This is a genomic window from Alteromonas sp. a30, assembly GCF_026788005.1.
Lineage (GTDB): Bacteria > Pseudomonadota > Gammaproteobacteria > Enterobacterales > Alteromonadaceae > Paraneptunicella.
Window position 1 is genome coordinate 14,481 of record NZ_JABEPE010000006.1, and the last position, 21,059, is coordinate 35,539.

The 21,059-nt window shown below is 43.5% G+C and carries 15 protein-coding genes; 1 reads left to right on the top strand and 14 read right to left on the bottom strand.

Translation table 11 applies throughout. The features are described from left to right. Nucleotides 1-27: 27 nt before the first annotated feature. The 7 genes from HJG39_RS07540 to HJG39_RS07570 all read right to left on the bottom strand — a co-directional run bounded on the left by HJG39_RS07540 (nucleotide 28) and on the right by HJG39_RS07570 (nucleotide 12,280). Nucleotides 28-1,071 carry a rod shape-determining protein gene (locus HJG39_RS07540; protein WP_268408288.1) on the bottom strand — a complete coding sequence of 348 codons (1,044 nt, stop codon included), beginning with the start codon at nucleotides 1,069-1,071 and terminating at the stop codon, nucleotides 28-30. A gap of 131 nt (nucleotides 1,072-1,202) precedes the next feature. Next, the gene (locus HJG39_RS07545) at nucleotides 1,203-3,083 is read right to left on the bottom strand and encodes an SUMF1/EgtB/PvdO family nonheme iron enzyme (RefSeq protein WP_268408289.1); all 1,881 of its coding nucleotides are present in this window, start codon (nucleotides 3,081-3,083) and stop codon (nucleotides 1,203-1,205) included. Nucleotides 3,084-3,269: 186 nt separating this feature from the next. Next, nucleotides 3,270-9,725, bottom strand: coding sequence for a LamG domain-containing protein (locus tag HJG39_RS07550; protein WP_268408290.1), 6,456 nt, complete (start codon nucleotides 9,723-9,725; stop codon nucleotides 3,270-3,272). A 64-nt stretch (nucleotides 9,726-9,789) separates the two neighbouring features. Beyond that, nucleotides 9,790-10,251: a hypothetical protein gene (locus tag HJG39_RS07555; protein WP_268408291.1), complete on the bottom strand. Its 462-nt coding sequence runs from the start codon at nucleotides 10,249-10,251 to the stop codon at nucleotides 9,790-9,792. Continuing rightward, nucleotides 10,223-11,101, bottom strand: coding sequence for a PilW family protein (locus tag HJG39_RS07560; RefSeq protein WP_268408292.1), 879 nt, complete (start codon nucleotides 11,099-11,101; stop codon nucleotides 10,223-10,225). The genes HJG39_RS07555 and HJG39_RS07560 overlap by 29 nt, the downstream gene beginning before the upstream one ends. Beyond that, on the bottom strand, nucleotides 11,101-11,694 hold the full coding sequence (locus tag HJG39_RS07565) for a type IV pilus modification PilV family protein (protein ID WP_268408293.1): 594 nt from the start codon (nucleotides 11,692-11,694) through the stop codon (nucleotides 11,101-11,103). The genes HJG39_RS07560 and HJG39_RS07565 overlap by 1 nt, the downstream gene beginning before the upstream one ends. Continuing rightward, the gene (locus HJG39_RS07570; RefSeq protein WP_268408294.1) at nucleotides 11,687-12,280 is read right to left on the bottom strand and encodes a pilus assembly FimT family protein; all 594 of its coding nucleotides are present in this window, start codon (nucleotides 12,278-12,280) and stop codon (nucleotides 11,687-11,689) included. Before HJG39_RS07570 ends, HJG39_RS07565 begins: the two co-directional genes overlap by 8 nt. A gap of 192 nt (nucleotides 12,281-12,472) precedes the next feature. Here HJG39_RS07570 and HJG39_RS07575 point away from each other — a divergent pair, with 192 nt between their 5' ends. Then, nucleotides 12,473-14,152 carry a PglL family O-oligosaccharyltransferase gene (locus tag HJG39_RS07575; RefSeq protein ID WP_268408295.1) on the top strand — a complete coding sequence of 560 codons (1,680 nt, stop codon included), beginning with the start codon at nucleotides 12,473-12,475 and terminating at the stop codon, nucleotides 14,150-14,152. Between the two features lie 28 nt (nucleotides 14,153-14,180). On the opposite strand, the gene HJG39_RS19380 is transcribed toward HJG39_RS07575, so the two are convergent. From HJG39_RS19380 to HJG39_RS07610, 7 genes are all read right to left on the bottom strand, one after another. After that, entirely contained in the window at nucleotides 14,181-14,624 is a 444-nt protein-coding gene (locus HJG39_RS19380) for a prepilin-type N-terminal cleavage/methylation domain-containing protein (RefSeq protein WP_326849248.1), read from the bottom strand. A gap of 91 nt (nucleotides 14,625-14,715) precedes the next feature. Further along, nucleotides 14,716-15,300 carry a prepilin-type N-terminal cleavage/methylation domain-containing protein gene (locus HJG39_RS07585; RefSeq protein ID WP_268408296.1) on the bottom strand — a complete coding sequence of 195 codons (585 nt, stop codon included), beginning with the start codon at nucleotides 15,298-15,300 and terminating at the stop codon, nucleotides 14,716-14,718. Nucleotides 15,301-15,401: 101 nt separating this feature from the next. Beyond that, entirely contained in the window at nucleotides 15,402-15,905 is a 504-nt protein-coding gene (locus HJG39_RS07590; protein ID WP_268408297.1) for a hypothetical protein, read from the bottom strand. Between the two features lie 2 nt (nucleotides 15,906-15,907). Next, entirely contained in the window at nucleotides 15,908-17,158 is a 1,251-nt protein-coding gene (locus HJG39_RS07595) for a type II secretion system F family protein (RefSeq protein WP_268408298.1), read from the bottom strand. Beyond that, nucleotides 17,145-18,923 carry a GspE/PulE family protein gene (locus tag HJG39_RS07600; protein ID WP_268408299.1) on the bottom strand — a complete coding sequence of 593 codons (1,779 nt, stop codon included), beginning with the start codon at nucleotides 18,921-18,923 and terminating at the stop codon, nucleotides 17,145-17,147. The genes HJG39_RS07595 and HJG39_RS07600 overlap by 14 nt, the downstream gene beginning before the upstream one ends. A gap of 1 nt (nucleotide 18,924) precedes the next feature. Continuing rightward, nucleotides 18,925-20,151 (bottom strand): tetratricopeptide repeat protein, encoded by a 1,227-nt coding sequence (locus HJG39_RS07605; RefSeq protein ID WP_268408300.1) that lies wholly within the window; start codon nucleotides 20,149-20,151, stop codon nucleotides 18,925-18,927. Further along, nucleotides 20,148-21,059 (bottom strand): ExeA family protein, encoded by a 912-nt coding sequence (locus HJG39_RS07610; protein ID WP_268408301.1) that lies wholly within the window; start codon nucleotides 21,057-21,059, stop codon nucleotides 20,148-20,150. The genes HJG39_RS07605 and HJG39_RS07610 overlap by 4 nt, the downstream gene beginning before the upstream one ends.

Genomic DNA, 21,059 nt, shown 5'->3' on the forward strand with positions numbered 1-21,059 from the left:
TTTTGTGAGCACAAAGATCAGTTAGCATTATTCGTAGCTAAACAAATCCCCGCCATGCATATCTATCATGTCGAACGCTTTACCGCCTCCACGAGCAACGCAGGTTAAAGGGTCATCTGCAATGACAACAGGAATTCCTGTTTCTTCCATTAATAAGCGGTCCAAGTCTTTTAGTAGCGCACCACCACCGGTTAGCACCATGCCGCGCTCAGAAATATCAGACGCCAACTCAGGTGGTGACTGCTCCAAAGCAACCATTACTGCTGAAACAATGCCAGTTAACGGTTCTTGTAACGCTTCTAGGATCTCATTGCTATTCAAAGTGAAGCCTCGAGGCACACCTTCAGCTAAGTTACGACCACGGACTTCGATTTCCTTAACTTCTTCGCCGGGGTAGGCAGCACCAATTTCATGCTTGATACGTTCAGCCGTTGCTTCACCAATTAAGCTACCAAAATTACGACGAATGTAGTTGATAATAGCTTCATCAAATTTATCACCACCAATACGCACTGACGATGAATATACAACCCCGTTCAGTGAAATGATCGCAACTTCAGTTGTACCACCACCAATATCGACAACCATAGAACCTGTTGCTTCTGATACAGGTAATCCAGCGCCGATTGCCGCTGCCATTGGCTCATCAATTAAGAATACTTCTCGAGCACCTGCGCCTAGCGCGGACTCACGAATGGCTCGTCGCTCTACTTGTGTTGAACCACAAGGAACGCATACCAGAACACGAGGGCTGGGACGCAATACGTTGTTATCATGCACTTGCTTAATGAAGTGTTGTAACATTTTTTCTGTTACGTAAAAGTCGGCAATTACACCGTCTTTCATAGGACGAATGGCTTTTATGTTGCCCGGCGTACGTCCTAACATTCTTTTTGCTTCTGCACCTACAGCAGCAACACTTTTGGGACCCCCAGCACGTTCTTGACGAATGGCTACAACTGAAGGTTCATTCAAAACAATACCCTGATCTTTTACATAGATCAGAGTGTTTGCGGTGCCGAGGTCAATGGAAAGGTCATTGGAAAACATTCCTCGAAGCTTCTTTAACATGGAATGGCCGCTTCCTATACTTTAGGTTATATGAAAATTCGCTAACTTTACCACGCCGCTGAGATTCAGCAAGCAGTAGAGTGTAGAGTAAAGAATAAAAAATCCCGGTGGCAATGACCGGGATTCAGATATTACTGCTCTCTTAAAACTCGGAATCCTACGTAGTTTGATCTAAATGTAGGATCAAGTTCCATTCGAGTCGAGGCTCTGGCTAAACGAGGAGCAAAGTTCCAAGCTCCACCTCTTACTACAGCGCCGCTTTGAGAACGATGACTGACAGTCCATTCCCAAACGTTACCCACTGTATCAAACAAACCAAACTCATTTCGCTCGAAGTTGCTAACAGGTGCCGCGCTCACATTTGACCATTGACTACCACACCAGCCACAATTTGCATTATCGGTACCAACACCTTCGCCCCACCAATAGTCGGTTTCAGTGCCAGCGCGAGCGGAGTATTCCCACTCAGACTCCATTGGTAAGCGATAAGTTTGCTCGCTTGAAGAACTTAACCAGTCTACATAGGCTTGTGCATCTTTAAGGCTAACGCATACGACCGGATGTTCTTTCGATTGCGTATACCCCGGAGAGCGCCAGTTCAGATTTTCCTGCCACACAGGACGCCCACCCTCGTAGTAAGCACAGCCCTTTCCTTTTTCCGCATCAGTTACATAGCTTGTTGCTGATACAAAATGTTGGAACTGCTCTACGGTAATTTCGGTTTCACTCACCCCAAAGGAATGCGAGATTTCTTTACTTTCAACCGGGCGTTCGTTTTCTAGACCATGACCTGCGATGTCCCCCATACGGAAAGAACCAGCGGGAACAACAACTAAATCGGGTCCATTAATATCGCCTGCGAGAATGTCTTGAATTCGCTCACCTTTGTTGAAAGAGTATTGTGAACGATTCAATTCAACTTTGAGTGTACGGCTATCTTCAAGGTTAACCGTTTGTTTATACGTTTCGTAGCCACGCTTAACCACTTCAATATCATGCTCACCAGAGGGCAACATAATTTGCAAACGCGTTGAGCCATAACTAACGCCATCAATGAATACTTCATCATCATATACATTGGAACGAACGGTAAGCTCGTACATCACTGATTCGTCGGTTTGCACACCACTTTCAGTTGTGGGAGCTTCAAACTGCTTCACCGTGGTTGTTTCTTTATCTAGTGCACAATAACGACCATCTAAGCCAAGTAATTCGCAACCTTCGTTACGTTGCAAATTACCTTTCACTTCCACTGCCATAGATACAGAATAGTTACCTAAGCCGCTGAAGTTATTATTGGTAATTTCACTACGAATAATTTGAACATGAGCATCCGAATATGGGCGACGTTTTAACGCCTCTGTAGATTCAGACAATCCATCATAAAGCTTATCAAGGTAGCGTTTTGATGCTTTCTGTTTCGCTAGGGACTTGCCGCGCTCCATACACTTAGCAAGTGTTTCTTCACGGTCACATGCAATATTGTGATCAACCGATACAACATCTTGACGATTAAATTCTTCAAATAATCGATCAAGGCGAGCGCTATTCAGTTGTTCTCTTAAGCCTTCCAACTTATTCAGTAAGCTATGCTTTGAGAGGCGGCGTAGTTCCACGTCCTGCAATTGTTTTTGCCAATCATTGTATTTTGCAGTGATGGCATCTTTCACTTCTTTATGCGTTTTCACGGCGGAGAGATAAGTTTGACGAACGTCGGTAATATCCAATGTTGGATCTTCTACCATACGCTCATATTGAACATTCATTTCGTTCAAAGCGGACTGCCTTTTGGATTCAGCCGTCACTGCTTTTTCACGTAAGGATTCCAGTTCTTGCTCCAATTGCTTGGCGGTAGCAATTTGAACTTCTAAGTCTTTATTGTAGTTGTCAAATTCAGCTTGTCGCTCTTGGATTTGTAGCCTGATCTCTTCTACAGATAGATCCGCTGCAAACACAAAAGATGAAGAGAAAGCGACAGTAACTGCCAAGGCTAAATGTGCTATTCGATTCATTATTCCGTTCCAAACATAATGTTTTGCCCCCTTGCGGCAAATACGGATTTATTTTTATTATGGTGCAGAACATGGCAATTGACAGGCATTTTCCCGCCGTTCCCACAACAATGCCCTATGCTATTGACTTGTCGAGTAAAGCGCAAGTTTTAGCTGGACCAAGTGTAATTTTATCCTAATTTTTAATTATCTAAACACTTCTCGCCAATGAATTATCCGATCATTTCCTCTGAACTGACCAAATGAGGCGACAGCGCTTGGATTTTCAGGTCCTGAACCATTCCAATTAAACTGTAAGAAAAGCAAATCTGCGGGAATTTGGTATTCGATAGGGATCTCCCGTATCGATCCAAATGCGTCAATTTGCATCATCCCCGCGGTATTTGACGTAACTCCAGCATCTAATATTCCGTCTCCAAAAGTCGTAATAGCACTCGAAGAGTCTTTACTAACTAAGTTGATAGCATCAAAGGTAGTGCAAGAATCTTGAGTGTTCACCACCCAATCATTGCCATCAAAATATTGCACACCAAAAGGTACGCTTAAGTCTTGGTTTTCTGGACCAAAGGCATTAGCCAATACAAACCTTCCTTCTCGTAATTCAACACCCGAAGTTAATGGGCCAAACTCAAACTGTGCTGGGGCTCCTTCTAGCCCAACACCATTCGCATCCGTTAAATCTCCACTGGGAATACGAAGCGCAATATCATAATCGGCGCCCGCTATAAGGGGGGCTGAAACAGCTCCCTGTTTCGGCACATTAAATGTGTCAGCGCCACTAATAGTCATCCTAAAGGCAGCATCAAAATCAGCCGCGCCACTTAGTGTAACGCTTCCAGCCGCATTGATGGATAAAGTCCTTGAATTAATGCTCTCAATGTAAGTACGATTGCTCAACAAACCCACGGATGCAAAGGCAAACACTCCTCCACCAATACCACTATCGTAATATTGCGTTGGCACACCGCCATTATTATAGGCTTGTAAATCAATTTCTGTTCCGGGTGGGCTTGAGAAATTCTGTCCTAGGTAGTGAATATTGCCGCAGAAGGCCCCGTAACTATGATCCACATTTTCAACTCGGAAATAGGCTGGAATGAACTTCACTTCTCTATCGGAAGGCGAAATAACGGAACTTGTCAGAAGTTGCCCAAAGTAATTGATGTCCGCAACATCGAACAAAGTATTTCCAGCCTCAGAATAAGCAACAGGCAAAGCACCAATCCCGTCCTCAAAATCAAGCGGACTTGTTAGCGGATCAAAGCTTGTTAAGCGGCGTTTTGCTGCACCACTTCCATCAGAAACACCAACGCCATCTCGTACTGTTGTGAAATAGTCGGAGGTTAAGTTACCTGTAAAACTAATTCCGCTCGGCAATGTATTGGGCAAAGTGCGTTCCATGGCAATATGTAGCTGCCCCGGTTGATAGTTAGGTAATACAACGCCGTTGGATAAGGCCGTAATTTGCAAGTTCGTATTCGTCCCCGCAATAGCAACAGCGTCGGTTGCGAGCCGAAGTGTTTCGGGATACACCACAACGGTTTTTGAAACCGTGGCAGTGCCCACTTTAATATGAATGGTTATTTGGCCTGCATCGTTGTATTGCAGACTACCTAGCGTAATTCCATTGGTGGAATCAAAGTTGTCTCCTGTGCTCACGTAGCTTAATGCCTCGCCTGCATTGACTTTAGGAACGACCACTCCGTCCAGATAAAATTCGTTACCCGCTGTGGTACTACAGGTAGCAGGAGAATTACATTCGATGGCGATTTCAACCGGTATATCGGTTGGATAGTTATTGCAGACGTTGTCTGCAACAACGCCAAATGTACCTTCAAAAGGGGTGACGGAAAGCTGGTTAGGAATGGCCGAATCATTGCCGTCTACCAGTAATTTTAGGGACAGATCGTCAAAGGTTAGTTCACAGTTTTCTGTACTACACGTTAGCGGATTGAACGCCATCGGCATCGTGTTTGCTAACGAAAGTGTCACGGTTTTAGGCTCAAATAGTCCCCAATCATAACTGGCCGTGCCATTCGTCAATGCTAAGGATGAGACGATGATGGACTCGCTTCCAACGCTATCCGTATAGCGAATATCAACACTGGAGCCAACATCAGCGAGTAAAGAGCACGACTCATCAGCACACGCTCTAACGGTGAGTGTACTTAAGCTACACACAGAACCAGGATTGCTATATGACAGATCATAATGATGCACTTCTAATGGACAATCAGTCACATCGTCTTTATCAGCTTCTATTTGGGTTTCGCTTTGCACATAATTATATATTCTAACGTTGTCGAACTGCCCATCAGCCGAGCTATTCGATACATTATTGTTAGCGTAACTATCACCAATGATTAAATGAGACAGGTTTGCTACGCTCGACGATACAAATCCGTTTTGCTGTGTGTACTCCCGATTTTCACTGTTAGAACGTATATAAAGCTTGAGTCTCCCTGCGTTTAAATCCCATGTAACAGCAATGAAAGCCCATTGATCCGCGGGAATGGACAAACCTGAAGACGAGAAAATATCATAGCTTCTGCCAAAATTATCATTCATTGAGAAACGAATACTGCCGTTTCTTCTTAATCGCATGAAGAAACGAGCGGAATCGGTGGTGGTAGCATCGAATAATGTTCGTCCTCCTTCTGAAGAACCCGAATGAGTATCCCACGCGGTATTGGATTTATACCAAAATGAGATCGTCCCTTTAGTGCCTACATCATCTCGGATATTAATACCTGTATCGAGTGCATCGGTTTGTGAGGAATTGACACTGTTATCTGGGACGTTCATTGCTCGACAAGATTTTTCGGGATTCGGGAAAACAGGGGAAACACTACCCAAAGGTGAACCGTTAAAGTGACTCATTGTGTCGATAATGGAGTTGACGCTAGGCCAATTTGCTTCTTCAAATTGGTAATACGCCACAGGCTGAAGATTACACTGAGTACAGGTGTAAGGAGACTGGTTATAGACTTCACTGACAAATGCCGCTTTGGGTTGCCATGTGCTATAAAAACGCACATCGTCCATATCGCCGTTAAAAAAGTCCGATAGCGTTTGTGGCTCCGAAACACTATCACCTGAGTAAATCGCACTAGCGCCCAAAATAATCGGCTCTGGATTATTTTCTACGCCCGCAGTTTCACCCGAGGCTTGATCAACGAGTTGGTTATCCACGTAAAGCGTCATCCCATCACTTCCCCATGTATAGAACACATGGTGCCACTCCCCATCATTCATGGCAGGAGAGGTTAAATAAACGGTTCTATCGGTATTATTCTCACGTATCTGATGACGTACATAAACACTACGATTACCTCGACTCCAAATCGTTACATGACCACCGGCATCGTGGCCCCCGGAGTCTTTTGAAAAGAGACCTTGCTCACCGCTGGTCCCCACATTTCGGTTATACCAGAAGGAGATCCCTCCTTTTCTCACTAAATAATTTCCGTTGTGCGGAATATTAATATGTCCGCCATCCCCCGAGAAGCTCGCTCCTTGGCAATAACGCGCATCGTAATTGACACTAACAGGACCTACGGAGCGTCCATGGTTGTTTAAATTAGAATCACCAGTATCAATAATTTCTCCACCTGTGCCATCTAGCGCGCACACATCCATTGTCCAAAGTGACTCTAAAACCGGCGTTGTATCGCACGTTTCCGAACAGCTATAGGGTGATTGGTTATACAACTCATCAACAACACTCGCTTGGGGTTGATAAGTGCTATAGAAGCGAATGTCGTCTAATTCTCCCACAAAGAACTGTTCAAGCTGATTAGGGGAGGAAACTTGGTCGCCAGTATAAATTGCACTCGCGCCAAGAATGATAGGCTCGGGGTTATTTTCCAGTCCTGTTGATACTGCATGTTGGGCGACCAGTTGATTATTGACATAAAGTCGCATGCCATCACTGCCCCATGTATACATCACATGATGCCAAACATCATTGTCCAATGATGAAGAGCGCAAATACTGGGTTCTTTCTGCGCCGTTTTCAAAATATTGATGTCTTACCTCAACAATTCTATTGCTTTTGCTCCACATCGTTAAGTGACCACCTTGGTCATGACCACTAGAGTCTTTGGAGAATAACCCCATATCACCATTTGTGCCTGATGCTCGCTTAAACCAAAAAGAAATTCCCCCGTCAGTTGTCGCGTAATTTCCGTTATGTGGAATGTTGATATGGTCATCGCCGCCTAAAAACTTAACAGCCTGACAGAATTTAGCGTCGGGATTGATTTCGGGATTACCTAGAGTACGCCCATGATTATTGAGTCCACTATCACCCACATCGATAATTTCTCCCCCCGAACCATCAACACTGCATATATCTAATGGCCAATGGGACTCTAAAACCGGATCCCTCACACAAGAAATACAAGTGTAGCCTGATTTATTGAAAAGCTCAGATACATGACCACTGTTTAGTTGCTGATTAAAGAATTGAATTTCATCGATTTTCCCATCGAAAAAACGACTTAATTGGTGAACAGGTGACATTTGGTCCCCCGTAACCGTTGCATCAGCCCCTAAAATGATAGGCTCGTAGTTGTATTGAATACCAGCGACAACATCGGTGCGCTGATCAACCATTTGTCCATCTACATATAACGTAGCGCCGGCGCTGCCCCATGTGTAAACGACATGGTGCCATTGATCGTCAGCTACCGGACCAGACTCCAAATAAGCGTTATAGCCATAAAAGCTATCGATGTACTGATGTCTCACCCAGACCGTTTTAGAGCTATTGCTCCAAATTCCAAGATGTCCACCAGCATCAAAGTCCAACGATTCCTTAGACACTAAGCCTAATAGCCCGGACGTTGCGGAGTCTCTTTTAAACCAAAAAGAAATCGCGCCGTCACTTACTTCAAACGCATTTTGATGAGGAATATTGATATGCTCTAATTGACCAAAGAACTCTGCGGCTTGGCAAAAACGTCCATCATCCACCATTGTCGTTCCGGGGTAAGCTTGCCCGTTGTAGCCATTAATTGAATCAATAACCTCACCTACCGTGCCATTGACTGAGCAAATGTCGAGCGCCCAATAAGCGATAGGTTCCGGCGCTGGAGCCTGACACGTTGTGGTGTTGTCTTTTAAGGTTGTAATTGCTTGGGCATCCAACGCCCCCTTGTACACATAAATTTCGTCTATTTGACCATCAGCGGAATACCCTGAACCATGTGAAACGATATAGGAACTGCGGTTATCGCCTATATACAATGATTCAAAATTGCCAACACTCCCGTTTAATGATGCTGTTGCGGTGTAATTAGAACTGGCTTCTACAGCATTAACAAACACTCTTAAATCGCCAGAGCCAAAGTCATAGGTGAACGCCAAATGCACCCACTCATTCGCAGCAAAGTTATAAGATTGCGTGAGGATGCGTCGATCTGCATCACTATCATCTTCCACACCAAATTCAATCCTGCCAGCATCATTTAGTGCAGCATAAAAATATTGGTTAGACTGCGAGCTCGATGCATCAAATAGTTGGCGAGAGTAATTAACGCCCTGCCAAGGGAGATTTGGTCGATACCAAAAAGCAATTGTACCGGAAGTACCTATATCAGAGGCCACATCAATACGGGAATCGACAGCATCGTACTCCGAGTTTCTGGAGTTAAAAGGCACGTTTACTGCTTGGCAAGAAATTTGAGCGCTGGATAAATAAGGAGAAACCGTTCCAACTGGTGAAGCATGATAATTGTTGCCCGTTGAATCTAAAATGGAGCCATTACCATTCCAAGCAGCCTCTTCTAAAGCATAATGCGCCACCGCTTCTGGTGAGGCAGAACCAGACTCACACTCCTCACCAAACTCTATTGTGGTTAAGCTCGCTTCAGAGTAAGTGATAGTGCTGTTTTCTTTCAGCTCTATATCTTTCGCAGATACCCCACCGACAATGTTACTAATTCGCTCTAGTTTGAAATCATCTGCGGCGTAAAAGAAACCATAACCAGCGGAACCTTCTTTGAATTCAATATCGTCGTAACTAATGATGACTAAATCAGCTGGATCTCTACCAGCATTGATCAAAGTATTTCTCTCAAACTTAACATCATCTCTGGCGTAGATTCGAACCGTCCCATCACCAACCACATTGAGTCGGGAACCTTCTTTAAAATCAACATCTTCAATCCAATATTCACCAGGGCTCATATTGACTATGGAATTTCGCTCAACGATAAGCCGCGACATTCGGTATTCGCCGTTAACTGTTGTGAATTCAATGCTGGAGCCTTCCTTAAGGTTTACTCTGTCGTAATGACCTGCGGGCAATGACCCAAAGCTGAAACGTGAAATTTGAATATCTTGATTGGATGTCGTGGTTTTAAAAGTGGGTAAATCAAGATCACTAGCAGGTGCGCCAGAAGCCTGACAGGATGTTGTAACACAACTACTATTTTGAGTTTTATCGTCGATGCTACCAAAAGGGAAATCGATGACACCATCCGTACCCCGGATTTGTGCAAGGCGGTCAATTCGGAGCGAACCACTGGTCGAAAATGTACTGACACTATCAGTAAAAACATTCGTACATTGGTCTGCAAGCACGGGTAAGCTCAACAAGCTTAAAAGCGCTCCAACGGCGACTAAAGTTCGTTTCATTGATAGGTTCATTAGCACGATACTTTTTCCTAATGAGTTGGTTTATCCAGCAAGCGGACAACGACTACAACTTTCTTGCATCTACAGCCACTGTACGGCTCACCACAACATCACTAATCACACACACTCCAGTGCTTGAAAAGCGAAAGTAATTTATGCCGTTAATACTGTTATCGCTTTGACATATCGCGGTATACGAACACCCTTCTAAACCGGCGATATTGTTAAATGAAACATTACTTGGACCACTATCACATTGCTCTGAGTCAGTTGAGAGTAGAGGGAACGCATCCGCTATTTTAATATCCAATCCTGATCGCGCTGCATTTAGCGCTCTTAACCCTAGGCTTTCATATACTACGGAATCTTCAGATGTTGATAAAATATTGGTTAGCGTCATTCCTAACATGCCTAATACAACGATAACAAAAACACTGATAAACAACATACTGCCCCGTTGATTACTCGGCGCACTCGTTACCGATGCGTGACCGCATTTAAGGCGAATTGGGAATGTGGATTTCATTATTAAATACTACCACTTCTTCATTGCGTCTGAACCTTAACCTAACTCTTACATAAGCATTTCTTTGCAATGATGCCGCATAAACACGAAAAGGATCATCATTTTGAGGCACCAACTGCGGATTATTCGATAATGTATTATCAATGTTTTCTGCCATCAGCACCCCTCCCGAGGTATAAATAGGTTGAACTTCTTGATAAGGAGCAATATGTCGATACATATTTTTGCTTCCTGAAATAGCATTAGCGCCAACATTTCTAACACAGTAACTAACCGTTTGCCCATCAACGACATATAAACGGGACAAAGGCGAATCAGTTGCAAATTGCACTGAGTTATCCAACTCGACAGTAGCAATAGCAGCGCTTGTCACTGAATTGAGGCCAAAGCGTCGAGATACTCCCGATGTTTGGGTTGTGTCGTATACCTGCCCACTGTTTGTCGCATAAACGACAACAAAGTCGCTGTTATCTACATTTTCTATGTAGCTCTCCGAACCCAACCCTATTAGGTTAATTGCACTGAGTGCACTGCTAGCGGGTTCAGGGGCAACGGGAATATCCTCATAAAAGGTACTCCATCTAATCGGAGCAAACTCCAAACAATGTGCATTATTATTACCGGATATTCTAACGCTATTAGGTAGCGCTGTCCTTACTTCTCTGCTCATTCTTTCGACAATAAAGCGGCTATCACCTAAAAGTTGGTCTCTTTCTGTTGCATCAAGGTAGATCTGCACGCCCGATCCAATAAAGCCTGTTACCCCCAACATGACAATAGCAATTAAGATAATAACGGAAACAAGCTCTATTAATGTAAACCCTGAAATCGGTTTAACTGGCGCCGGCATCAATAGTTACTCCGATAAGCGCTGTAAATGAAAGTTTGGCCTAGTGGTGTTGTGATATTAATAGTAATGAGTTTGTGACGCCCGGTTGATGTTGGATCTTCTAACAGATCGTTATCCCCATCAAAATCACCATCATAAAATACAGAAATGGATACGCCAAAACCTGCATATAAATCACGGCCATCCTGACTAACAACATCGTTAAATGAATTCACTACGGCGCTAAAGCCGTGATAGTCATCGACGTCATCGAAAAGTTCCTTGTCACCGGCTTCCCCAGCATCGGGCCCTAAAACCAAACTACAGGCAATTTCACCTGGGCTGGTAAACGCCATATCTCCGTCTAAATCTTCATTACAGCGAACATTAGCTCCACCTCTTCCCGAATTTTCATCGAAGGCTTTTGCGCTAATTTCGTTATAAAGAGATTGCGCTAGCTCTGACGCCCTAACGTTCATAATAGGAGTAACACTGCGGGTGGCTTGCGGAGACAACACGCCAATGATAATCGTCAGCACCACACTAAAAGCGACAATACCCATTACCATTTCTATCAGGGTAAAACCCACCGCTTGACGTTGTTTATTAGCCACCACACACTCCCGAATGGATATAACCTTGAGGCTCAACACACACCTGTGCAGTTGACACTACACTCGAGAATTGTATTGTACAACCGGCATTACAGTTATCGTTTCCTGCATCACTGGTGAGAGGTCGGCCAAGATGATCAAAGCCAATATAAGTGATAACACCACCCACAGAGTTCAATGCAAGTAAATCGATGTTGTCTTGCTGTAACTCAGATGCAAGACCAAATAAATGTTGATATTTAGCGCTTTCCGCCCCAAGGAGAAGTCCATCGACATCAATGACATCGCTACATGTTCTGCTCGAAGCACCCGCAGCCGCAGTATATTTTAAAGTAGGTGGGCCAAAAGCATCGTTCGCGTTATCAAAATTGACTTGAAAACAGTAAGTTGGTCGCGTGTCGTTTAAGGCTCGAAGTTGCATGTGCCTTAGCGTGGAAATCAGCCGTGCTTGGTACGCATATTCATCATAGCCAGCAGAACCACTAAATCGAGGAACTGCAAACACAACAAGCGCACTAATAATCAACATAGTGATAATTAATTCATAAAGGGTAAAACCCCGTAAACATTGCCCACTAAAATTCATTAAATTTCTAATCTTTCCTATACAACGGATATGAGCATTTCGCTCATTACTCTAGTTTCTCGGATTACGTGCAATTAGCTAACTTTCTTATAGATTTCATTAAACTATCTTATAAAATTAGGGGTCATTCTAAGCATATGTTACGCTAACCGCTAATGGCATTATTCTTTGGTCGATAGCTAGCACCTATATATGCATCAATTCTTTCATCGTTTTTTAAGACGACTTCACCTTCCGGTATTTTGGTTCCCCATTTGTTTATATTTCCTATTTGGCCTTCAATACTTTCAAGCTAATATGGGTGGAGCTGGAACTGACCTTCCGATTAATTTAGTTGGCTGGATATGCATAGGTTTAACGCTAAGTATCGGCTTATGGCAGTTAAATCAAAGAAAAAAACTCAAAATTAATCGTCAATTATTGGCAATAGGGCTTTGCTTCCTAACACTTTATATTCCCTTTCTCTATGGAAATAGTGCGCCTCAAGCTAGCACTTGGTACCGATTCTTAGCCATTCCCTTACTTTTTGCCTTAACGCTTTTATCTCTGCAATATCGCTTAACCAGACGTTCACAAAACACGATTATCGGTGTTATTTTCCTAAGCAGTTGCGCTCAACTCAGTATTGCTATTTATCAACTCCTTTCCCCACAGCACGCATTCGAACCATTTGGTCATTTTCAACAAACCAATTTAATGGGCTCTTACTTAGTCACTGGTTACGCCTGCTTGATTTACCTCATTTCCCAACTAAGCCTAAACACAAAACACTGGTTTAGGTGGATCATGCCAAACTTATTAATAGTGGCTTTTTTAATGGGATTCATGACACTGGAACTTCATTCTAGAGGTACGCAATTAAGTGCACTTTTGGTTTCACTGCTTGCACTTATCTTTTCATTTCGCCAGAAAAAACCAATGGTATTTATCGCAGTGATTAGCTTTTTCATTGGCTTGATGGCACAGTTTTCTCTGCATAACGCAAAAGAACAACAAAACAATTCGGCAGCGTTACTTGCCCCTTACCAGCAAGATTATGATCGCGAGATTCTATACCCACAAACCCTTGAGCTTATAAAAAATAATTTTTTCACGGGTGTAGGTTATGGCAACTTCGAGTCTGCTTATACACTTTTGAGCGTTAACAGTGCAGCAAAAGCAAATACGCCAGATGATATACGCTACAACATGGACCACCCTCACAATGAAGGATTATTTTGGTTTGCAGAAGGAGGCGTATTAGCAGGGTTATCAGTATTAACGCTACTCTCCCTGTTGATTTATGGGTTAACACGACAACAACGTCACTCAGCTTGGTTGGCGTGGAGCCTTATCATTCCTATCGGGACGCACTCTTTAACAGAATACCCCTTGCATGCTTCAGTCGCTCACCTGCTTGTGATGCTGACATTTATTCGATTATTTATCCTTAAACAAACTCCTGACAAAACTTACACCATCCCCGATAGTGTTTCTGTATTGCTCAGACCAATATCACTAATTATAACCTTAATAATAACGGCCTTCGGGGTTACGGGATTACATACGATTAGCCTCGTTTTGGAATATGAATTATCAGGAGGAAGAAGTCCTGAGCCGTATTTAAAGATAATCAACCCACTTGTCCATTATGATCGTTATTGGAGTAACATCATGGCTCATAAAGCGATTGCTGCGGCTAATACTAACGATCGAGAGGGCATGCTGGAATATATCAGATGGGCACAGAAAGAAATTAAACATCACCCAAAGCAAATTTACTTCGAAAATAGTATTCGCCTGAAACACCACTTAGGCATACTTGAAAACGCAGATTGTGCTCAATATGAATTATATTTTCCCAAAAAAAAGTGCGCCGAATTGACGCACTGATTTGCATTTAAACGCTGTTAACTGACGATTAGTTTGTACAAGGATCAAGCACAGATGCATCGAAAGTTGGATTAACCGCATCCGCAGTTACGGTGTATTGAACAGTACAACCACCTGATTCATTTTGGTAAACATAAACTGCACCACTTACAGCACCCTGCCAAGCGGTATCAATATCAACTGCACTGCCAATACCCGCAGCCGTAGCAGCTGGGAAACCACCTGCAACAGTTGTTACGTTTTGACCAGAAGCACTTACGTTACCACCAGAAGCTGCAACACCACGTACTAAAGCTGCACCACGAACGCTAACAGCAGCACTATTGATCGCCCCCGCGATCCCTTGAGCAGCAGATTCAGCCGCATCGTCTTGAATATTAATGAAACGAGGAGCCGCCGTTACCGCCAAAATCCCCAAGATAACGATTACGATGATCAATTCGATCAATGTAAAACCACGTTGTTGCTTCATATCTGTATTACCTTAGTTTAATTTAAATAAATACGCTGCTCAGTATACTAATCTACACATTATCAATAAAGTAAGCACTTTTGCATGACGATTAGTTATTACTAAAGACAGTCACTTGACCAATACGAGAATCATACACGAATCCGTTCCCTACATCGTTACTCGTCGGTTCATTATTTTCGTTTTTCACAGTTTGAGTTAAATAGTATTGACACAGATCATTACCTGCTGTGCCAGCCCCTGTATTCACATTAGTGAAATAACGAAAATTTTGAAATGGCTCATTGCTTGAGTCCCAGACAGATGTGATTGTGGGTGCGCTTTGTATAATTAAATTGAAAATGCTCTCACAATCAATACTAGAAATATTTGAGTCTTCTGTATTATCTGACGCTTGCCCAGTTGGATAACCCGTATCTTTATCAACACCAATTTGAATGCCATCTAACGTAACAAATGTCACGTTTGTCCCCGAGTTTTCACTTGGACGACCTTCAATTTCCCACTGTGCACGGATTAAGCCCACCCCTGTTGCAAAGCCTCCAGCGACACCTTCTACCGTTGCATCCTCTGCATCGTCAGTAACGTCGAGGAAGCGAGGTAGCGCCGTGGCAGCAAGTAAGCCTAAAACCACAACAACAATAACTAGCTCAATGAGTGAAAAACCACGTTGCATATTTTCTTAACTCCAACACGCAAACGAACGTCATAGCGATCTTATGCGTATAAATTAAAGGGTTATTATTGGTAAATAAATTGGCAATAAGTCTAATATTATCAAGCATCTGATTTAGTCACGACACCAGTATAAACTTTATAATCAAAATAGGGACCAACGGCGATACTAAAACGACAGAAAGAATCTAAAATTTTACCACTGACATCAAGCCCATTGTAGTAGTTTGCCTTGACCTTAAAGCCTTGAATCTTCAATGGAAGCCCTAAGATCGACTTCCAAAGCTGCTCACATCCTTCTCGGCTCGGCTCAACTTTCGGCCAACCTAAGTGACTCATTGTCACGGGCCTTCTATCAACTTCTTGCTGAGCCCGATTATATTCAATCAAAATAATTCGATTCGGATTTCCTTCCGCTCGCCACTGCCAATGAGCATTAACGACACTGGTAGTAAACGAATCAGCCGCAACATTCATTGCCACCTTGTTAACTTCTGGCTCCGATTCACTTACGTACCAAACCAGCGTCGACATAAAAATTGCAATGATGATAAATATCACCAACCCCATAAAAAGACGTTGGCTTTGATCCGAGTTTGTACTCATGATTATCTGCCTTTTACTGCGTTCATCATATCCCACATCGGTGTGAATATACCGAGGGCCAAAACAAGCACCATCACAGATACAATAGCAATAAGAATAGGCTCAATTTTTGCGGTTAACCCTTTTAGGTCATAATCCACTTCCCGCTCGTAATATACTGCCACGTCCATCAAAAGCTCATCAACTCGACCGGTTTCTTCTCCTACACCAATCATTTGCATAACCAATGGTGTAAATAGCCCACTACCCGCTGCGACACGAGACAAACTTTCGCCTTTTTCAATCCCTTGACGCATACCAATAATGCGAGATGCCATAAAACTGTTATCGACTGCATCCGCGGTTAAGTTAAGCGCATGAGTTAAGGGCACGCCTGCTTGAATCATCATCGAAAAACTTCGACTAAAACGGGCCAATAAAGAACGTTCAAATACAGAACCCACCGTAGGCATACGGAGTTTATACCGGTCCCAATTTAGTCGCCCTTGTTTGGTATTAAGATATCGCTTAATGAAGAAAATACCGCCAGATATAGCAATAAGTAGCCAATGCCATTTGTGGATAAAGAAATCCGACATACCTAGCAGAAAAAGGGTCATTCCGGGAAGTTCCGCGCCAAACTTGTTAAACATGCCAGCAAATGTCGGAATAACAAAAATATTCATAATGACCAATGCAATCACAATGGCAATGATCACGAACATTGGATAACGGGTAGCTGATTTTATTTGCTTACGCGTTTCCTGTTCACGTTCTAAATACTCCGACAGCTGCAAACAAGCTTCATCCAATTTACCCGTATTTTCCCCGACATGAATGATGCTCACATATAACTGATCAAAAATCTTCGGATATTGGTTAAGTGCAGAAGAAAACGAACGTCCTCTTTCTAATTGCGCCCCAACATCAAATAACGCCCTCTGCATTCGTTTTGAACTGGTCGTTTCAGCCAGCCCTTTAACCGCTCTTAAAATTGGAATACCGGATTTCATAAGGGAGTACATTTGCCGAGAAAAAATAACCAAATCGTCTAACGTCACTTTAGGTACGAAAAGGTCGGCTAACATTCCTCCATTCATGGTATTTGACTCTCCAGAGGAGACACTACCTTGAGAACGACTTGGGGAAATATTCAACGGAATAACACTACGTTTAATCAACGCTTGGGCAACCGAATTTTTGTCAGGAGCTTCAATCTGACCCTTAACTAACGAACCATCCTGATTTCTAGCTGAGTAATCAAACAGGGGCATCCGTTCCACCACTCAATGACTTCTGCTGGTCATCGGATATAAGCTCAAGCTCTCTCAATTTTTCTTCATCATCAGCAACCATTTCGACAAGCTTCAACACTTCCTCTACCGTAGTCACCCCTTGTTTTGCATACTCTAATGCAGATTTTGCTAATGGAAAAAAGCCCGGACTTTCTTTTGCTACCCTTGAAAATGCGGCGGTATCGCTATCTTTTAATGCATTCATCATCGACTCTGACATTTCCAACAGCTCAAACACACCTATCCGCCCGTGATACCCGGTTTGATGACAAGACTGACAACCAAGACCACGCTGAAACGTTTCTTTTGGAAAATCCCCTTCAATATTATGGAGCCAAAATAATTCTTCTGACGTTGGCTTATATTCCACTTTGCAGTTTTGACACACTTTACGAACTAAACGTTGGGCGATGATAGCTCGCAGAGAACTTGCGACTAAGTATCCCGGCGCTCCCATATCAAGCAAACGAATGGCACTGCTAATAGAGTCGTTCGTGTGCAGTGTTGATAACACTAAATGGCCTGTTAATGCACCACGCAAACCGATCTCAACGGTTTCATGATCACGCATCTCACCCACCATAATGATATCTGGATCTTGACGTAACGTGGTTCTTAATACGCTGGAAAAATCTAGCCCTATTTTGCTATTCACTTGAACCTGATTAATCCGGGGAAGCCGATATTCAACAGGATCTTCGACCGTAATGACTTTTTTCGCAGGCTTATTTAACTCACTCAACGCACCATAGAGTGTGGTCGTTTTACCTGAACCAGTGGGTCCTGTTACCAGAATCAAACCGTGTGGCCTGTGTAGCAGTAACCGAAAACGATGCAGTAAGCGGTTGGGCATCCCTGTTTGTTCTAGCGTGAGAATACCCTCGGACTGATCTAACAAACGCATCACCACCGATTCACCATGCTGCACAGGCATGGTTGATACACGCACATCAATTGAACGCCCTTTAATTTTGATGTTTGTACGACCATCTTGAGGTAAGCGTTTTTCTGAAATATCTAACCCCGACATCAACTTTAAGCGCAATACCAACGCACTAGCAATGTTACGTTCATTGATGATGCTTTCTTGCAATATACCATCAACACGTTGGCGAATGCGCAGTGCACTTTCATCAGGCTCGATATGAATATCTGACGCGCTCATCTGTACGGCATCTTCAAAGATAGACTGTAGCAATTTCGCTACCGTGGTATCTTCTTCAGAGTTATCCATGACGTTTAGGTCGAACTCTTCTTCCCCTTGATGCTCAGTGGCAAGCGCTTGTGCAAAGGACGCGATATCCTCCGTTCGACGGTAGTAAGTATCAAATGCATTATAGAGCTGAGCTTCACGCACAATCGCTAGCTCAATAGCCTTGGGTAGAATGCTCGAGAGGGTGTCAACCACTGACAGATCAGCGGGGTCGCTCATACCGATGAGCACTCTGTCACCCCTATCTTCAATTGCAATAGCCTTTAGGCGTCGCGCTTGTACTTCTGATATAAGCTTTATGACATGAGGTTCAATTTGTTTTTGAGAAATATCGAGCAAAGGAATGCTGAGTTGTTGAGATAAAAAGTTCAACAACCCATCTTCTGTGACGAAGCCTAAATCCACCAAAGCTTGACCTAATTTACGGCCAGAATCGCGTTGCGCAGCAAGAGCCTGCTGTAACTGTTCATCCGTAATGACGGATTCGTGAACGAGCAAATCCCCGAGCCGCATCTTTAATTTAGGTTTCATTTTAGTTCTCTAATGCTCCAATTCTGTTTTCAACAAATCTAAGTACCGTTGGTGACACTTGTTTTAATTCGAGCACCTTTTTATAAGCAACTAAAGCAGCGTTTGAACGCGCTTGTTTGTCCTCGGCAATCGCTAAACCCAGCCACCAGTTTGCCCTTGATGCATCAAAGTCAACTAAGGTTGTGAATAACTTCGCCGCCTCATCAAAGCGACCCAGTTGCTGAGCGGCAGCAGCCTGTAAGGCAATGTACTCACTGTGAAGATTTACATCAGGAGTGATAGGTAACAGCATGTCATACAAGGATTGCATTTTTTTCTGACGGTGTAACATACGCCCTAACATCAACCTTAGGTCAATACGCTCTGGTGCCAATTTAACACCATCTCGCAACACGGTCTCAGCTAACCTTTCCTGCTGGTGAGCAAATAAAATAACGGCCAAACGCTTGCGAATATCATGACGCTCAGGAGCAAGTTCCAACGCACGATCAAGAATGTTAATTGCAGATGCTGGCTGCTTGTCATTCATTGCCGAAGTTGCACCTTCAACCATTTGTTGCAGCTTTTCATCAAGTGATAATCGTCCTACTCTGGAAATCTGCATTTCTCCTTGAGAAGCTTTTTGCGGCTCAGATGCTTGCAATGCCTCTAGTTCTTCTGTGCTAGCGTTTAGGGGAACTTTCGGTGCAGTTTCGGCTGGAGAATTGGCTAACTGTTCGAATGTAGCTTCAAAAACCTCCGGGTCTCGCGTTTGCAGGTTAGGGTCGATTCGCGCGAGCGCATCTTTCGGCGCGAACTCTCGAGTAACCGATGCCATCTCTGGAGCCACACTTTCATGAGTGAAAGAGTTACTGACATCGCTGGTCGCATTGAGCATACCACTCGAATCAGTCTCGATATTTTTCATACTCACTTGAGAGCTATCTGGTTGCTCATTGTCGGTGTCTTCTTCAAATGAACGCGGCGCTTTCTTGCTAGTGGCATCATGCGCATCATCAGAGGTGCCATGAATTAAATTGGAGGCATATGATAAAGACTGAGAAGCAACCTCGTTAATACCAATGATTCGATCAACAATAAACAACCCAATTGCGATACCAATGAATAGAATCATCCATGTGGCGCGTCGTGACGATACGGATTTAGGTGCAGTGTAATCCGCAGAGTTGGTATCACCTAGGCCATCTCTGTTCTCCAAGTCTTGAAGCATCTTATTAACAACACTCAAATTAATCCCGCTCCTGTGGCATAAACCCAACCACCCAGTGCCAAGCCTGTCACCACAAGCCCTCCCATCACATAAGCGAATACATGGGATTGAGGTTGAACACACGCATCTGTATCCTTTATTGCCAACCGCATGTGTTTTTTACTAACCGCTTCAACGCCTTCACCATAAGCTAACATCAGGCTCTTATGACACACCACATTAACCATTCTTGGCGTTCCTTGAGTGGCTTTAAATAGCTCTTTGCACACTCCGCGACTGAACACTTCTACTCCTCGATACCCCGCCACAGCAAGCCGGTGTTTTACATAATGATAGAGTTGATCTAAATCCATCTTATCTAAGTTATATGAGAAGGTAATTCGCTGGCGAAGCTGTCTCAAATCAGAGCGTGATAGCTTTTCATCCAATTCTGGCTGTCCAAACAATACAACCTGTAGCAGTTTTCTTGACTCAGTTTCAAGGTTAGTAAAGAGCCGCAAGACTTCTAAGCTCTCAACGGGTAACGCCTGCGCTTCATCAATAATCAACACAACCGCATTTCCACTTCGGTTAATATGTATCAGTTTCTCTTGGATGCGTTGGGTAAACTCTTGTTGATCAGAGTTCTCACTCAGTTCAACTCCCAACTCTCCTGCAACCGCTCGTCTCAGTTCCTGAGGAGACAAAAAGGGATTGGGAATGTACGCCGTTACGAAATAATCAGGCAGTTCGTTTAGCAGTTTACGACATATCAGCGTCTTACCGGTGCCAACTTCCCCAGTAACTTTAATAAATCCCTCGCCTGATTGCAGCGCAGTATTCAACACTTGCAACGCTTCTTTATGCGTTGGCAAACCGTAAAAGTAACTCGTGTTTGGCGTTAACGTGAAAGGTAACTCTGAAATACCAAAATGATATAGGTACAC

Coding starts and splice junctions, on each gene's coding strand:
- HJG39_RS07555 (WP_268408291.1), bottom strand. CDS start 10,251: ATGAAATCCACATTCCCAATTCGCCTTAAATGCGGTCACGCATCGGTA.
- HJG39_RS07600 (WP_268408299.1), bottom strand. CDS start 18,923: ATGAAACCTAAATTAAAGATGCGGCTCGGGGATTTGCTCGTTCACGAA.
- HJG39_RS19380 (WP_326849248.1), bottom strand. CDS start 14,624: ATGAAGCAACAACGTGGTTTTACATTGATCGAATTGATCATCGTAATC.
- HJG39_RS07550 (WP_268408290.1), bottom strand. CDS start 9,725: ATGAAACGAACTTTAGTCGCCGTTGGAGCGCTTTTAAGCTTGTTGAGC.
- HJG39_RS07590 (WP_268408297.1), bottom strand. CDS start 15,905: ATGAGTACAAACTCGGATCAAAGCCAACGTCTTTTTATGGGGTTGGTG.
- HJG39_RS07560 (WP_268408292.1), bottom strand. CDS start 11,101: ATGCCGGCGCCAGTTAAACCGATTTCAGGGTTTACATTAATAGAGCTT.
- HJG39_RS07545 (WP_268408289.1), bottom strand. CDS start 3,083: ATGAATCGAATAGCACATTTAGCCTTGGCAGTTACTGTCGCTTTCTCT.
- HJG39_RS07540 (WP_268408288.1), bottom strand. CDS start 1,071: ATGTTAAAGAAGCTTCGAGGAATGTTTTCCAATGACCTTTCCATTGAC.
- HJG39_RS07585 (WP_268408296.1), bottom strand. CDS start 15,300: ATGCAACGTGGTTTTTCACTCATTGAGCTAGTTATTGTTGTTGTGGTT.
- HJG39_RS07570 (WP_268408294.1), bottom strand. CDS start 12,280: ATGAATTTTAGTGGGCAATGTTTACGGGGTTTTACCCTTTATGAATTA.
- HJG39_RS07575 (WP_268408295.1), top strand. CDS start 12,473: ATGCATCAATTCTTTCATCGTTTTTTAAGACGACTTCACCTTCCGGTA.
- HJG39_RS07595 (WP_268408298.1), bottom strand. CDS start 17,158: ATGCCCCTGTTTGATTACTCAGCTAGAAATCAGGATGGTTCGTTAGTT.